The sequence below is a fragment of the Blastocatellia bacterium genome (assembly GCA_025054955.1).
GTDB lineage: Bacteria > Acidobacteriota > Blastocatellia > HR10 > J050 > JANWZE01.
The window spans coordinates 51,244-65,316 of the sequence record JANWZE010000127.1 but is presented as its reverse complement, the minus strand read 5'-3'; the positions used below and the strand labels follow the sequence as shown (position 1 = coordinate 65,316).

Below are 14,073 nucleotides of genomic sequence, written 5' to 3'. Positions count from 1 at the left end.
TCGGCGAAAATCCGCCGCATCCGCCTCATCCGCGTTCTCTCCAATACTCCACGAACTAATGCCATTCATGGAACACGGATGACATGGATTGGGCTGATCAACGCGGATCAATCGGCGAAAATCCGCCGCATCCGCCTCATCGGCGTTCTATCCAAATCCATTGACTGAATGCCAGTGCCTTATGAATCACGTCCAAGTTGTCGGCCTAGGAAGTTGCACAGTTGATTATTTCGCGCTTGTGCCGAAATTGATCGGCGCTGAAGAGAAGGTCAATGCTCATCGGCTCGAGGTTCATGCCGGCGGTGTCACTGCCAACAACTTGACGCAGGTGGCGCGGCTGGGCGCTTCTGCCGGATGGATCGGGTTAATCGGCGATGATGCCAACGGTCGAATCATCCTCGAGGCGTTCGCCGCCGATGGCATGGATACAACCGCCGTCGAAGTCGTGCCGGGTGAGCGTTCATCATTCACCTGGATTCCGGTTGACGGGCAGGGAGAGCGGTGCATCTATATGTTCCCCAACGTGACTGCCCGGGTGACGCCTGAACAGGTTCGCTCACGGTTTGCGACTTCGATCCAGCAGGCGAGACATTTTCACACCGAAGCTTCGCAATTGCCACTAGCGCCGGTCAATGAAGCGATTCGCATTGCGCGCGAAGCGGGCACGCGGGTCTTCTTTGATCTGGATGTTGATCCAACTTACTTCATCAACGCTGGATTGGGCAGCGAAGCCGAACTGATGGCGGCGCTCAGCATGACCGATGTGCTCAAGCCGTGCAAGGCGGCGGCTCGTGAGTTGACCGGTGAGAATGATTTTGAGGCCATTGCCCGCAAGCTGCTTTCGCTCGGTCCAACCGTTGTTGCCATGACGATGGGCAGCGAAGGTTGCCTGATTATGACGCGCGACACGATGGTTCACCAGCCCGCGTTTTCGGTGAACGTGGTTGATACGACCGGCGCTGGAGACGCCTTCATGGGCGGCCTGTCGTTTGCCTTGCTTCAGGATTGGCCCTATGAGCGCGTGGCTGCGTTTGCCAATGCGTGTGCTGCGTTGTGTTGCACGCGCGTGGGCGCGCGCGCCATGGCTTCGCGTCAGCAGGCGGAGGCGCTGCTCTCCGCGTCAGCTTAATACGCCGTCGTGATCGTCAAGTGGTGCGGCCAATCCGTTGTGTGAAAGTGCGTCCACAGCCGCGCGTCAATCTGAGCGACAATGATCTGACGATCTGGCCGCCGCCGCTTGTTGATCTCCTGAGTCAGCCGCCAGCACGCATAGATCGTATGAGCGCGGATTTCCACTTCTTCGGGACTATGCGCCGGGATGAGGCGACGGTTGACGATGGCCGTTTCGAGCTTTTTGTGATACCGCAAAATGCCCTTCAGACGTAACGCGGCTGGCAGGATGTAGTCAGCAAACGCCGTCAATTGATCCGGGTCGTTCAGTCGGAACAATCCGGTCTTTCTCAATCGTCCGTAGAGCATCCAGGCGGCCAGTTGCGCCCGCTTGTAAAATTTGACCGTGTGTCCTTGATAAGGACTCCGGTCATTGAACGAAGGAAATTCTTTGACAAGTCGCTCGACGATGCCGCGGCCTCGATCAAAAGCTCTCGGTGGGCAGTCTTCGATGAAATTGTAGAAGTGACCCCGGTAGCGTTGCACAAGCACTTGCCCGACCTCGTTAAGGATTTTGACGCGCTCATCGAGCAGAGGCATTTCGATGTTGCCGCGAAAAATTTTTTGTAGCTCTGGCCGCGTCACCTCAGCCAGGTACGCGCCCTCCAGGATCGGGACTCTCCTTTCCAAGGCTCGTCGCAAGCAGGCGATCATGGCTTCGGCGTCAGACCAGACCATGCCGCGGTATTCGGTCTGGAACGGCACATGGCGCTGAAAATCCGTGAAAGCAAAATTGATCGTGTTCAGAAGCAAGAAAAAGTCAATTGTTCTTGGGCTATCTTCGGCAATCATGTAGGGCGCGCGCCACTCCCAGATGGGCAATTCTTCGTAAGCGAGATAGGCTGCGTGTTGAGCCATCTTCTTCTCGTCGGTTCGGACGAACCGGGAGCGTTCGATCACGGGCTGAATGCTCTGCATGACTGGATGTGTACGCATTAGGTGTGAGGTTGTATGTGGTTGGCCGCCGGCTGTCAAGCCTGTTGTCAGGCTGCTCGTTGACGAGTCTCACGAGAGCACTTATGATTCTCCGCCGATGCGACACGAACAACAGGCTCATACGATGAGCGTTGGTCAAAATGTCCTGCGTCAGGAAGGCCGCGAAAAACTGACCGGCGAAGCCAAATATGTTGACGACATCACGTATCCTGGCATGCTCTATGGCAAGACCATCCGCAGCACGGTGGCACATGCGCTGATCAAGTACATCAATTTTGATCCAATGTTTGATTGGAGCCGCGTCGTCATTGCTGACTATCGCGATATTCCGGGGCGCAACGTTGTCGTCTTGATAGAGGATGATCAGCCGCTGCTGGCCGAGAGTAAGGTCAAACATGTTGAGGAACCTATCTTGTTGTTGGCTGCCGAAGATCGGGAGGTGCTGGAGGAAGCGGCCCAACACATTCAGATCGAGTATGAGCCGCTGCCGGCCGTTTTTTCCATGGATGACGCGCTGGCCAGAAAACAGCTGCTCTTTAAGCAGGACAACATTTTCAAACGCATTTGTATCACCAAAGGCGACGTGCTACGCGGCCTCTCCAAGAGCGATCGGATTATTGAAGGCACATACCGCGTTGGACCGCAGGAACAACTCTACATCGAGCCGCAAGGCATGATCGCGATTCCCGGTGAAGACGGCGCGATGATCATTGAAGGGTCAACACAATGCCCCCACTATGTCCATCGGGCGGTGAAGCACATTCTTGATCTACCTGATGAGAAGGTGATCGTTCGGCAAACAGTCACCGGCGGCGGCTTCGGCGGGAAAGAAGAATATCCTGACATGCTCGCCGGTCATGCGGCCGTGCTGGCGCGCAAAACAGGCCGGCCTGTCAAAATGGTCTACGACCGGGTCGAAGACCTTTCGGCAACGACCAAGCGGCATCCGGCTCGCATCCATCATCGAACCGGTGTGACACGCGATGGGCGGTTGATGAGTATGTTGATTGACATCGTGATGGACGGCGGCGCGTATTGTACGCTCAGTCCGGTCGTGCTCTCGCGCGGCGCAATTCATGCCGCCGGCCCTTACAACTGCGACAACCTGCGTATTGAAGCCAAAGTGGTCGCCACGAATCATCCGCCCTATGGCGCATTTCGCGGCTTCGGTGTGCCACAGGTCTGCTTTGCCATTGAGCAGCACATGGACCAAATCGCCGAGTCACTTGGCATGGACCCGTTGACGCTACGACAGATTAACATGCTCCGCCAAGGCGATCGGACGGCCACCGGCCAGCGGCTTCATTACAGCGTCGGCTCCGATCAGGTTCTCCACGCTGCCGTCGCTCGCGCCAATTATCACCAACTCGTTCGTCGCTACAGCCGGCAGACGGGAACGAAACGCCGTGGTGTTGGACTCTCCTTCTTCTACCATGGCGCAGGATTTACCGGTAGCGGCGAATTAAATATGAGGTCGGGAGCCGCTGTGGAATTGCGGGTGGATGGCACGGCCAGCATCTACACCGGCACAACGGAAATCGGCCAGGGGACGCGCACGATTTTCTGTCAAATTGTCGCCGAAGAATTAGGCTTGCCCTATGAGCGGGTCTTCATCGAAAATCCTGACACATCGCGCGTGCCCGACAGCGGCCCAACTGTTGCCTCGCGTACCTGTATGATCATTGGCGGCGTGCTTCAACGGTGCGCCAGCGAGTTGAAACAGAAATTAGTCGCGACGGCTGCTGAGGCGATCGGCGTTTCAGTCGAGGCGATCAAAATCGAAAACGAGCATGTGCTCTGCATTGATGCGCCGGTTATGACGTTGGCCGATGCCGTCACCACGTATGTCGAGCGCTATGGTCCGCTGCGCGTCTTTCAACGATATGATCCGCCGCCCGGTATGCAGTGGGATGAGCGCGAGTACCGTGGCGACGCCTATGCGGCTTACGCATTCGGCGCCGATGTGGCCGAAGTCGAAGTGGATTTGGAAACATTCGAGGTCAAGGTGTTGCGTGTCATCAGTGCAGCCGATGTCGGACGAGCCATCCATCCGATCTTAGCCGAAGGTCAAATCGAAGGCGGGACGCTACAAGCCGTTGGCTATGCGGTGATGGAAGAAGTCGTCATGCAGCAAGGACGCATGATCAACAACCGCCTGACTAACTATCTGATCCCAACGGCGGTTGATGCGCCAGAGATCCACGCCATCCTGGTTGAGTCTCCATATCCGTTCGGGCCGTTTGGCGCTAAGGGCATCGGCGAATTGCCGATGGATGGCGGCGCGCCGGCCATTGCCTCGGCCATTTATCAAGCCACCGGCCTAAGAGTAACCGAACTGCCTATCACCCCTGAACGTTTACACCAGGCGGCCTGTCAAGCGGCGGGACAGAGACCAAATCAGGAGTTCAAATGAGCATCAGTATTTCACTGACCGTCAATGGAAAATCCTATACCATTGAAGCGCCGCCGATGAAACGGTTGCTCGATGTGCTGCGTCAGGACCTGCATCTGACGGGCACAAAAGAAGGCTGCGGCGAAGGCGAGTGCGGCGCCTGCTCGGTGATTGCCGATGGTCAGTTGATCAATTCCTGCCTGGCGCCGATTTGCCAGTTCGATGGCGCCGTCATCCTGACTGTCGAAGGATTGGCCCAGCACGATCAGCTTCATCCATTGCAGCAAGCGTTTTGGCAAGCCGGCGCTACGCAGTGTGGCATCTGCACGCCCGGTATGCTGCTGGCCGCCAAGGCACTGTTAGATCAAGAGCCACATCCGAGCCATGATCAGATCAAGCAGTTCATCGCGGGAAATCTGTGTCGCTGCACCGGCTACACCAAAATTGTTGAGGCTATTGAGTGGGCTGCGCGGTTAGGCGATGGCAGACCGGAGACCAGCAACACCAAAGCAGGGCATGGAGGTGGGTGATGTATTGTCCAGCGTGTGGAACTGAGAATCAATCAAACGTGAAATTCTGTCGCCGTTGCGGTACGAATCTGAGTGCGCTCTTTGGCCGATTGCAACGAGGCGCTGAACGCTCCGAAGATCAAGTGAGCCGAGCGCGACTGGCGCAGACGCTCATGCGCAAGATCGAAGAGACAGACCCCAATGCCCATAGCATCTGGGGAGAAGCGCTGCTGCCCAAGTTGGTGAAGCAGCTTGAAGAGTTAACGCGGACACCAGAAGAGCAGCGGCAAAAATACATTCGCCATGGCATGATTACGACCGGTGTGGGCGTGGGCGTCAGTTTGTTCTTTTACTTACTGGCCAGCGGCCTCGTCAGCGGAGGCGTCATTCCTGAGGAGGTGGTGCCGGTGTTTAACGTGCTATGGGCCAATGGCCTCATCCCGCTGATGATCGGGTTGGCGCTGTGGGGCTACGGGTTGTTCTACGCCAGGACATCAGGAGCGGCCGGCGCGGCGCCAAAGACGATTGAGCCAGTCTCAAGCGGCTTGCTTGATCAGGCGTCTTCGTTGGGTGATCCGCTCTATCAAGAACCCGTCGGCAGCGTCACCGAACAAACAACGCGGCACTTGGAGCAAGCTGAAGGGAGTGAACCGAGCCGACCGCCCGGTAGCCGTTCGACCCTCAGAAATTGAATCACGAGCCACGATGACGATTCGCGTCTACTCGCCGACAACCTTGGAAGAAGCCTACGCCATCTTGCGCGAGCGTGGCGCTCAGCTTCACGTGTTAGCCGGTGGTACTGACCTGATGGTCTCGATCAACCTGCGGCTGCTGGCCCCCCACGAGGTTCTGAATATCTGGTCATTGCGTGAGCTGCGCGGCATCCACGAAGAGGAAACCACGCTACGGCTGGGCGCACTCACGACCTATACCGAGATCATTCACTCGCCACTTGTCCAACGCCACTGCTCGATTCTGGTGGAAGCTGCCAAGACCATCGGCGCTGTTCAGACGCAAAATCGCGGAACCATTGGCGGCAATATCGTCAACGCTTCGCCGGCGGGCGACACGCTGCCGGTTTTGGCCGTGTTCGATGCAGAACTGGAACTGGGCAGCGCGCGCGGCACACGCCGAGTTTCGATCAATGAGTTCTACACGGGCTATCGGCAAACGATTCGCCAGCCTGATGAACTGCTGTTAGCAGTCCGCATCCCAAAACAACAACCTGATGAACGAACCTTCTTCTATAAAGTCGGAACGCGACAAGCGCAAGCAATTTCCAAAGTGGTCATTGCTGCCAAAGCGCGCGTCCAAGCCGATGGATTGCTCAACTCCATTCAGATCGGATTAGGGAGCGTGGCCCCAACAGTGGTGCGCGCGCGGCAGACAGAAGCCTTCCTGACAAACAAAATCTTATCACCGCAGCTCATCCAACAGGCCAAAGAGGTCATTCAACGTGACATTCACCCGATCACTGATTTTCGCTCGACCGAATCGTATCGGCGGCATGTCACCGCCACGTTGCTCGTGCGATTCCTTCAACAGTGTCTCGATGGTCAAGCCATCAGAGCGGCTTGTGAATGAGTTTACCCTGCAAGCACATGCCATTGGCATCTATACATCTCTAGCCCCGTCAGTCGCTATTGAATTGTCAACGGGAGCATACGCCAAGAGACGCCCCGACAACCGAGCGCCGCTACCGCACCATACGCCAATGTGTAGCCGGCCGCGTCAGCGGCTAGTGAGTTGAGCCGGGACTTTTCAAAGCCAAGAGCATTGAATGAGCACGGTTTTTGGAGTGCGGCGACACGTCACCGCTTTCCGACCAAAGCTGCGCCACGTCGGCGCACTCCAAAAACGCGCCGGACTTTTGTCACGTTACTTAGAAGCATCCTGCTTCGCGGGGCGGCAACACAAAACATCCGTGTGTATCAACCCGTTTCAAACAGCGGTGCGGCCGGAGAGGAACGTGGGCGTCCTCAGCAGCACCGCTCCGACTGAGCGTCGTACCAAACGGCGAGTGAAGCTCCCAAATTGCCGCTCGGTCGGTTCATCTCTCGGCATGCTTTTTGACCCCATCAACGTGGTATTTCGCTCCGTAATTGGTATAACTCAACCCACGACCGGCGAAAACCTATGAAGGCGTCAAAAGCTCAGGTGCGCTGCTGACTGGGCTAACGGCCCACCATCTCTCTCATCGCGCGCTCAAGGTGAGCATGAATCATCGCGTTTCCCAAGAATCTGCTCATATTGACAAATCACCTCGGCGGTCTCTTTAATCTACCGGAACTGAGAGTCATGCTATGCTGGAGCAGTACAGAGAGGCCATCAGCCAGTTTCACACACGACTGCTGACAGAACAATTCCTTTACCACTCAGGTCAAAAAAACCAACTGGAACTGTACCCGATTTATGATCGCTTCGCCGACTTGTTCACCCCGGATGCAATCGGCGAACTGGATCACCGTCTTACTTCCATCCCAGACTATTTCACTCGTCAACGAAAAGGAATTCGCTTGCTGATTGGCTACGCGCAAACGCACTACATCAACAAACGCACATACCAACTGACGGAGCAATTGGCCAAAGCAGAGAAACAAGCCATGCTGCATGACGGGCGTGAGTTGGTGTCGCTCTATGCCGCGGTGAAGGCCTTGGCAACGGAAGCAGACGCGCGCCACCGTCGCCACTTGCACCAACAATATCTTGACTGGTTGGCGCGGACCAACGAGCTGCGACAACAGCAATGGCACGAACGACACGCGGCCGCTCAATCGCTGGGATACGCTGACTACGAATCAATGCGAGCGAGCCACACTCCGATTGACCGATCAGAGTACCTCCGCGCGGCATCGCGTCTTCTGCAAGAGACCGAGAGCGTCTATTTCGATCAACTCGACCACGCGCTGCCAAATCTGCTCGGCTTACCACGCGGGCAGGCGACGCAAGCCGACCTTCCTTACTTCCTGCATCTGCCCTCGTTTGCCCCACAGTTCCCCGAAGATGGCTTGCTGGCAGTCTATCGTGAAATTCAGCATGACCTCGGAATTGATCGAGACAAAGCAACCAACATCCGTATTGACGCCCACGAACGAGTCGGCAAGCGACCTTGGACGCGAACCTTTCCGGCGCGTATCCCTGATGAAATTCATTTATCCGTCTCCGTCGGCAGCGGACTGCGTCACTACCAATGCCTGCTCCACGAAGCTGGACGCGCACAACGCTACGCCTGGATGTCGCCGACGTTGCTCATTGAATTCCGTGTCTGCGGCGACCCGGCCCTTCTTCATGGATTCGGATTCTTATTTGAATATTTGACGCTCGATCGAGTCTGGCTCGAGCAAATGTTACATATTGTCAAATCAAGCACGCTGATTACGCTCGGCTGGCTGCAAAAATTGCTTCTCATCCGCCAAGCGGCGGCGACCGTACCTGTGGAGCAGACGCTTCACACCGCCGGCGACTGGTCTGCCACTACTGAGCAATACGCGCAATGCCTGACAGACGCCACAGGATTTCGCCATGATGGTGACGCTTGCGTTGACGTGCTCCACGATGATGACTCAGCCATTGATCGGTTGCGCGGCTGGCTATTCGAGGCTGCATTGCGGGAGCGCCTGAAAACACGCTACGGCACGAAATGGTGGACATCCAAGAAAGCGGCAGATATGTTGATTGATCTGTGGAGCAGTGGCGGCGAGTATACAGCAGAAGAACTGGCCTCGTTGGCCGACTTGGGCACACTCTCGTTCGATCAGGTGATCAGTGAATGCACCCGCTCCCTCAAACGAACATGACCGACCTGACCTCTCACATCACACAACAACGAGGCGCCAGCCGCGCACGGCTGATCTCCGTTGAGCTTGGCGAACGCAGCTATGACATTCGTATTGGCGCTCACCTGTTGCCGAACGCCGGTTCCTTGATCCGCTCGGCGCTCGGTCGCTCATCGCATTCGCTCGCCATCATATCGAATCCGAGCGTACTTGCCCTGTATGGCCAGACACTGACCAGCAGTTTAACCGCAGCGGGATTTCACACGGTGACCGCGCTAATGGGCGATGGCGAACGTTACAAAACATTGAACACGGTGGCCCGCCTTCATCGGGCACTGGCCCAGCAGCATCTGGATCGGCATGCGGCCATCGTGGCGCTCGGCGGCGGCGTGGTCGGCGATGTGGCCGGATTCGTTGCTGCCACTTTCATGCGCGGCATCGCGTTGATCCACATTCCAACAACCTTGCTTGCGGCTATTGACAGCTCGATCGGCGGCAAAACCGGCGTCAATCTGCCTGAAGGCAAAAATCTCGTCGGCGCATTCCATCAACCAAAATTGGTCATCACCGACGTCGCCCTGCTGGATTCGCTTCCGCCACGTCAGTTTCGCGCAGGTCTATACGAAGCGCTCAAATACGGCCTGCTGGCTGATCCCGCTTTATTCGAGCAAATCAGTCAGGGGATTCATACACGAGCACAACTGATTGACGTGATTGCTCGCTGTTGCCGCATTAAAGCTGATATCGTCGCCAGCGACGAACGCGAAGCAGGCCGACGGCAACTGCTCAATCTCGGTCATACGTTCGGCCACGCGCTGGAAGCGATCACAGGCTATCGCCGATTTCTCCATGGCGAGGCAGTGGGGTACGGATTGATCCTCGCGGCCCGATTGGCCCGCCAGTTGGCTCTGCTGCCACAATCTGACGTTGATCGGATTGAAACCGCCGTGTATGCCATCGGTCGTTTACCGACAGTGGCCGACCTCGATGCACATGCCTGGTTGGCAGCGATGCGCCATGACAAGAAAGCTCGCCATCGGCGCCTGACGTTCATCGCGCCGGTGCGCATTGGTGAAGCAACCATCGTCCATGATGTACCGGAGCGCCTGATTCAACAGGTGCTCCATCAGTTCATCCACTCGGCCAAACAGAAATAGCCTGCTCTGGGCGACAATGAAGTGAAATTGACATGATGATACCGATAGTCCAGAGAAAGGCCATGTGTGATAAAGCGACATGGAAAGCAGGAGCAGGAAGCAGGCGCAGCGTGACACGTTGCTCAACTTTCTTCCATGATCCCCGCAGCACCTAGAGCGATCCTCAGTTGCGTTTAGCTGAGGCCTCACATCTTGCGGACTAATGCATGCTGGAACCGTGCGTTCCCAGGGTAAACTCATTCACAAACCGCTCTAAGCTAGTGGAGTTTCGATAGAACGCGGATGAAGCGGATGCGGCGGATTTTCACGGATTGATCCGCGTTGATCAGCCCAATCCGTGTCATCCGCGTTCCATCAGCTTGTTCACTTAGAGCGATCTTCCATTGCCTTTACCCGGGGAGCGCCCGTCTGCGGGCTCATGCACGCTGCAAGTGCGCGCCCCAGGGTAGAGTGATTGGCAAACCGCTCTAGTCTCTCGCGTTCAGCGAAACAGCCGCTGGAGCGACCGCTTCAAAATCCATTCCATCGCGTGGTTTGATTCTGTGGCCATGACGGCGGTGACCGTTTGTTCTGCTGCTGATCGGCTATAGCCGAGATTGATGAGCGCTGAGATGACGTCTTGCTTGACAGCTTCGCCGGTTGCATCTGCTGCCGTCGCGTGAGCAAACGCCGCTTCAGCTTCGGCAGTGGTCATGCCGGCCAGCTTATCGCGCAGTTCAACAACCAATCGTTCCGCTGTTTTCTTACCAATCCCCGGCACTGAGGAGAGCCGCGCGACGGCATTGGTGCGTATCGCCATGACCAGCTCATCCACGCTCAAGCCGGAGAGGATCGTAACGGCCAGCTTCGGCCCAACGCCGCTGACATTGATCAGGTGTAAGAAAAGCTCCTTCTCCTGCTGCGTGCGAAAGCCAAACAGTTGCAACGTGTCCTCGCGCACGTAGGTGTAAATCAGCAACGAGACGGGCGAGCCGACGTCGTTCAATTCATAGTATGTTGAAAGCGGAATCTTCACCTCATAGCCAACGCCATGAACATCCACGATGATGCTGGTCGGCTGCTTGTGACTGAGAATGCCGGTTAAGCTTGCGATCATACGGGCGGATATTCTGGCCTGTCCGCGCAGCAGAGACAAGACCGACAAGAGCTACTGCTGGCGCAGTGCCTACGACAATCGGCGAAAATCAGTCCCTTGACGGACTACGTTGCATTCTCGCCCCGAGCCGATTTGCATATTCACGACAGTCGGCGAAAAACCAGCCTCTTGACGGATCAAGCTGGCCAAGCTATTTTGCACCGCGCATGGATCAACAGGCGATTCGTCACGCAATCATCGAAGCGGGTCAGCGCTTGTACCAGCGAGGCTATATTGCCGCTGGCGACGGAAACATTAGCGCCCGACTTCCTGACAAGGGACGGATTCTGGCTACACCGACCGGCGTCTGCAAAGGTTTTTTGACGCCCGATATGCTCGTTGTCGTGGACGAGCAGGGGCGGAAACTGCAGGGACATCTTGAGCCGTCGTCGGAGCTTGTCATGCATCTGACGATCTATCATCAACGCCCTGATGTGCAGGCGGTCGTCCATGCTCACCCGCCCGTTGGCACAGGCTTTGCCGCAGCGGGCATCCCGTTGACGACGCCGTTGATCTCAGAAGTGGTGCTGACGCTCGGCTGCATTCCGCTGGCTGAGTATGGCACACCCACAACGCCTGAACTGGCCGACGCAATCAAACCATACATTGCTCATTACGATGCGTTGTTGCTGGCCAATCATGGCGCTCTGACCTGCGGCGCTACAGTTGAGCAAGCCTATTACCGGATGGAAACGTTGGAACATTTTGCTCGCATTGCATTGGTCGCGCGATTGGTGGGTGAAGAAAAGCCGTTGACGCCGGAGGCGGTCAGCAAGCTGTTTGAAATTCGTCAGAAGGCCGGCATGTCGTCGCCGACGCCGGAACTGTGCCGCGCGCAAATGCCTATGACGACGGCTCATCGCCAGGCGGCGTCTGATGAGGCGATCACATTAAGCCGGCAGCAATTGATTGACCTGATCGCTGAGTCAGTGGAGCTCTTGCTGCGCGCGCTCGCCGAGCAACGTGGACGGTGAACGCTCCTTGCGTCTGATCCGAGAGCTTTCTATGATATGCGCGGCAACATGAATCGGAGGATAGCACGATGGATGCATTGGGAATGATCGAGACCAAGGGTCTGGTAGCCATGATCGAAGCTGCCGACGCCATGGTGAAAGCGGCGAATGTCACCTTGATCGGCTACGAAAAGATCGGTGCCGGCTTCGTCACGGCCATTGTGCGTGGCGAAGTGGCTGCGGTGAAAGCGGCCACCGACGCCGGCGCGGCCGCGGCACGACGGGTTGGAGAGCTGGTCAGCGTTCACGTCATCCCTCGTCCGCATCAAGCGGTGGACGAGGCGTTGCCCGTCAGCCCCAAAGCCCGCACCAAGAAATCATCATGATCCTGGCACGCATTCTCGGCACAGTGGTGGCCACGCGAAAGGACGAACGGCTACAAGGGAAAAAACTCCTGCTGGTGCGTCCAGTCAGCCCTGAAGGGCACGACGAATCCGGCTACCTGGTGGCGGTTGATACCGTTGGCGCGGGATACCGCGAAACGGTCATCGTGGTGTCGGGCAGCTCGGCTCGCATGGCCACCGATTGTAAGGATCGTCCCATTGACGCGGCCATCGTAGGCATCGTGGATACGGTTCAAATCGCTTCAACTTGAAGCGCTCTCCGTTGACTCCTTGAGAAATCGCTGCGGACTGTAAGGCGCTAACGAACGCGACGCTTCCCCCGTGGTGATGAGCTCCGTGAGCAACTGCGCTGTCACTGGCGCGAGCAAGATACCATTGCGAAAATGGCCTGTCGCCATGATCACGTTCTGCCATTGAGCAGGGCCGAGAATAGGGAGATTATCCTCCGTATCAGGTCGCAATCCAGCCCATGTTCCTTGAACGGTCGCCCCATGCAGAGCTGGCAACATCTTCAACGCCGCGCTGAGCAATTGATGAACGCCTTGAGCCGTCACTGATTTGTTGAATCCGACATTTTCCACAGTCGCGCCAATCAGCAATCGTCCATCTGGCCACGGCACGATGTAGCAGCCTGTCGAATGGAGCAGATGCCGAACCGGCTGTGGTTGGATGTTGAGCTGGACCATCTGACCGCGAATCGGCCGAATAGGAAATTGCATCATGGAAGGATCAACCAATCCCGCCCAACTGCCAGCGGCATTGACGACGAATGCGCTTGAGAGCAGGCTGCCGGGAACACGCACGCCAATGACGCGAGCACCTTCAGATGCCAGACCAATCACCGGCGTCTCGGTGATGAACTGAACGCCACGCCGCAAACACGCCACCGTCAAGGCATTCATCAAAAGGCGCGTATCCACATGATGATCGTCAGGCAACCAGACGCCTACCTGCGCGTGCTCAGAGAGAAGCGGCTCCAGCTCTCGCAATTGCGCGGGTGACAATTCTTCAACCGGACGACCCGCCGCTTGTTGACGCTCGACCAGGCCGGCTAACGCCTCTGCCTCTACGTAATCGAAAGCGACAAAGAGACTCCCATCACGACGGTAATCAACCGTGAACGAGGCGTCCTCTTGCAGGTGCTGAACAAAGTCAGGATACAACTGCCAACTGGCGTAACATAACTCAGAGAATGCGCCCAACACGCCATGAGCAGCTTCTGATTGCGGAGCCAGCATTCCGGCGGCTGCGGTCGAGGCTTCACAGCCAGGCTGTCCGCGTTCGACCACGATGACGCGCAGTCCGGCTTGAGCTAAACGATACGCAATCGAGCAGCCGATGATGCCGCCGCCAATGATGATGACATCGCTGGTGCACTTCATGGTGATGTTATACATTCTCGCTCTCATGCAATGCAACCGGCCAGCGACAGGATATTCGAGCGATCGGCCATCCCGCTAGGCAACGTCGCCGCTTTGAACCGACCACGGCGCGTCACTTCCTGAGCCGTGTGGCACAGGCGTTCCAGCCGGTGCTCCATGCTCATCGTTTCGGGCTGTCGCGACCGGCGACATGAGCAACTCCTCAGATGGCCGCGATGTTTCCCCTCGAATGAAAACGGTGTAGAATAATCGAGCACAT

14 protein-coding genes are annotated in these 14,073 nt (G+C 56.8%); 10 read left to right on the top strand and 4 right to left on the bottom strand.

All coding sequences use genetic code 11. The features are described 5' to 3' along the window. Nucleotides 1–181 precede the first annotated feature (181 nt). A complete protein-coding gene (locus NZ823_15735) occupies nucleotides 182–1,129 on the top strand; it encodes a carbohydrate kinase family protein (GenBank protein MCS6806579.1) in 948 nt (315 codons plus the stop codon). Here NZ823_15735 and NZ823_15730 read toward each other — a convergent pair. Continuing rightward, entirely contained in the window at nucleotides 1,126–2,088 is a 963-nt protein-coding gene (locus tag NZ823_15730) for a queuosine salvage family protein (protein MCS6806578.1), read from the bottom strand. The genes NZ823_15735 and NZ823_15730 overlap by 4 nt on opposite strands. Before the next feature lie 115 nt (nucleotides 2,089–2,203). Between NZ823_15730 and NZ823_15725 the strand changes: the two genes are divergently transcribed. From NZ823_15725 to aroB, 6 genes are all read left to right on the top strand, one after another. Further along, nucleotides 2,204–4,519, top strand: coding sequence for a xanthine dehydrogenase family protein molybdopterin-binding subunit (locus tag NZ823_15725; protein ID MCS6806577.1), 2,316 nt, complete (start codon nucleotides 2,204–2,206; stop codon nucleotides 4,517–4,519). Continuing rightward, nucleotides 4,516–5,028: a (2Fe-2S)-binding protein gene (locus NZ823_15720; protein ID MCS6806576.1), complete on the top strand. Its 513-nt coding sequence runs from the start codon at nucleotides 4,516–4,518 to the stop codon at nucleotides 5,026–5,028. The genes NZ823_15725 and NZ823_15720 overlap by 4 nt, the downstream gene beginning before the upstream one ends. Beyond that, nucleotides 5,028–5,699 (top strand): zinc ribbon domain-containing protein, encoded by a 672-nt coding sequence (locus NZ823_15715; protein MCS6806575.1) that lies wholly within the window; start codon nucleotides 5,028–5,030, stop codon nucleotides 5,697–5,699. Before NZ823_15720 ends, NZ823_15715 begins: the two co-directional genes overlap by 1 nt. Before the next feature lie 13 nt (nucleotides 5,700–5,712). Beyond that, complete coding sequence (locus NZ823_15710) at nucleotides 5,713–6,591, top strand: xanthine dehydrogenase family protein subunit M (GenBank protein ID MCS6806574.1); 879 nt, start codon at nucleotides 5,713–5,715, stop codon at nucleotides 6,589–6,591. Between the two features lie 719 nt (nucleotides 6,592–7,310). After that, a complete protein-coding gene (locus tag NZ823_15705; GenBank protein ID MCS6806573.1) occupies nucleotides 7,311–8,804 on the top strand; it encodes a hypothetical protein in 1,494 nt (497 codons plus the stop codon). Beyond that, complete coding sequence (gene aroB / locus NZ823_15700; protein MCS6806572.1) at nucleotides 8,777–9,940, top strand: 3-dehydroquinate synthase; 1,164 nt, start codon at nucleotides 8,777–8,779, stop codon at nucleotides 9,938–9,940. Before NZ823_15705 ends, aroB begins: the two co-directional genes overlap by 28 nt. A gap of 481 nt (nucleotides 9,941–10,421) precedes the next feature. Here aroB and ruvA read toward each other — a convergent pair whose 3' ends face one another. Next, nucleotides 10,422–11,036 (bottom strand): Holliday junction branch migration protein RuvA, encoded by a 615-nt coding sequence (ruvA, locus tag NZ823_15695; protein ID MCS6806571.1) that lies wholly within the window; start codon nucleotides 11,034–11,036, stop codon nucleotides 10,422–10,424. Nucleotides 11,037–11,242: 206 nt separating this feature from the next. Here ruvA and NZ823_15690 point away from each other — a divergent pair, with 206 nt between their 5' ends. The 3 genes from NZ823_15690 to NZ823_15680 all read left to right on the top strand — a co-directional run bounded on the left by NZ823_15690 (nucleotide 11,243) and on the right by NZ823_15680 (nucleotide 12,683). Next, entirely contained in the window at nucleotides 11,243–12,049 is an 807-nt protein-coding gene (locus tag NZ823_15690; GenBank protein ID MCS6806570.1) for a class II aldolase/adducin family protein, read from the top strand. 68 nt (nucleotides 12,050–12,117) lie between these two features. Beyond that, complete coding sequence (gene eutM / locus NZ823_15685) at nucleotides 12,118–12,414, top strand: ethanolamine utilization microcompartment protein EutM (GenBank protein ID MCS6806569.1); 297 nt, start codon at nucleotides 12,118–12,120, stop codon at nucleotides 12,412–12,414. Continuing rightward, nucleotides 12,411–12,683, top strand: coding sequence for a EutN/CcmL family microcompartment protein (locus tag NZ823_15680; GenBank protein MCS6806568.1), 273 nt, complete (start codon nucleotides 12,411–12,413; stop codon nucleotides 12,681–12,683). Before eutM ends, NZ823_15680 begins: the two co-directional genes overlap by 4 nt. On the opposite strand, the gene thiO is transcribed toward NZ823_15680, so the two are convergent. Further along, nucleotides 12,675–13,829, bottom strand: a complete 1,155-nt coding sequence (gene thiO, locus NZ823_15675; protein MCS6806567.1) for a glycine oxidase ThiO — start codon at nucleotides 13,827–13,829, stop codon at nucleotides 12,675–12,677. The two genes, NZ823_15680 and thiO, sit on opposite strands and share 9 nt — an antisense overlap. Before the next feature lie 8 nt (nucleotides 13,830–13,837). After that, nucleotides 13,838–13,978, bottom strand: a complete 141-nt coding sequence (locus NZ823_15670) for a hypothetical protein (GenBank protein ID MCS6806566.1) — start codon at nucleotides 13,976–13,978, stop codon at nucleotides 13,838–13,840. Nucleotides 13,979–14,073 lie beyond the last annotated feature (95 nt).

Coding starts and splice junctions, on each gene's coding strand:
- NZ823_15705 (MCS6806573.1), top strand. CDS start 7,311: ATGCTGGAGCAGTACAGAGAGGCCATCAGCCAGTTTCACACACGACTG.
- thiO (MCS6806567.1), bottom strand. CDS start 13,829: ATGTATAACATCACCATGAAGTGCACCAGCGATGTCATCATCATTGGC.
- NZ823_15710 (MCS6806574.1), top strand. CDS start 5,713: ATGACGATTCGCGTCTACTCGCCGACAACCTTGGAAGAAGCCTACGCC.
- aroB (MCS6806572.1), top strand. CDS start 8,777: ATGCACCCGCTCCCTCAAACGAACATGACCGACCTGACCTCTCACATC.
- NZ823_15680 (MCS6806568.1), top strand. CDS start 12,411: ATGATCCTGGCACGCATTCTCGGCACAGTGGTGGCCACGCGAAAGGAC.
- NZ823_15690 (MCS6806570.1), top strand. CDS start 11,243: ATGGATCAACAGGCGATTCGTCACGCAATCATCGAAGCGGGTCAGCGC.
- NZ823_15725 (MCS6806577.1), top strand. CDS start 2,204: ATGCGACACGAACAACAGGCTCATACGATGAGCGTTGGTCAAAATGTC.
- NZ823_15735 (MCS6806579.1), top strand. CDS start 182: ATGAATCACGTCCAAGTTGTCGGCCTAGGAAGTTGCACAGTTGATTAT.
- NZ823_15720 (MCS6806576.1), top strand. CDS start 4,516: ATGAGCATCAGTATTTCACTGACCGTCAATGGAAAATCCTATACCATT.
- ruvA (MCS6806571.1), bottom strand. CDS start 11,036: ATGATCGCAAGCTTAACCGGCATTCTCAGTCACAAGCAGCCGACCAGC.
- NZ823_15715 (MCS6806575.1), top strand. CDS start 5,028: ATGTATTGTCCAGCGTGTGGAACTGAGAATCAATCAAACGTGAAATTC.
- NZ823_15730 (MCS6806578.1), bottom strand. CDS start 2,088: ATGCAGAGCATTCAGCCCGTGATCGAACGCTCCCGGTTCGTCCGAACC.
- eutM (MCS6806569.1), top strand. CDS start 12,118: ATGGATGCATTGGGAATGATCGAGACCAAGGGTCTGGTAGCCATGATC.
- NZ823_15670 (MCS6806566.1), bottom strand. CDS start 13,978: ATGAGCATGGAGCACCGGCTGGAACGCCTGTGCCACACGGCTCAGGAA.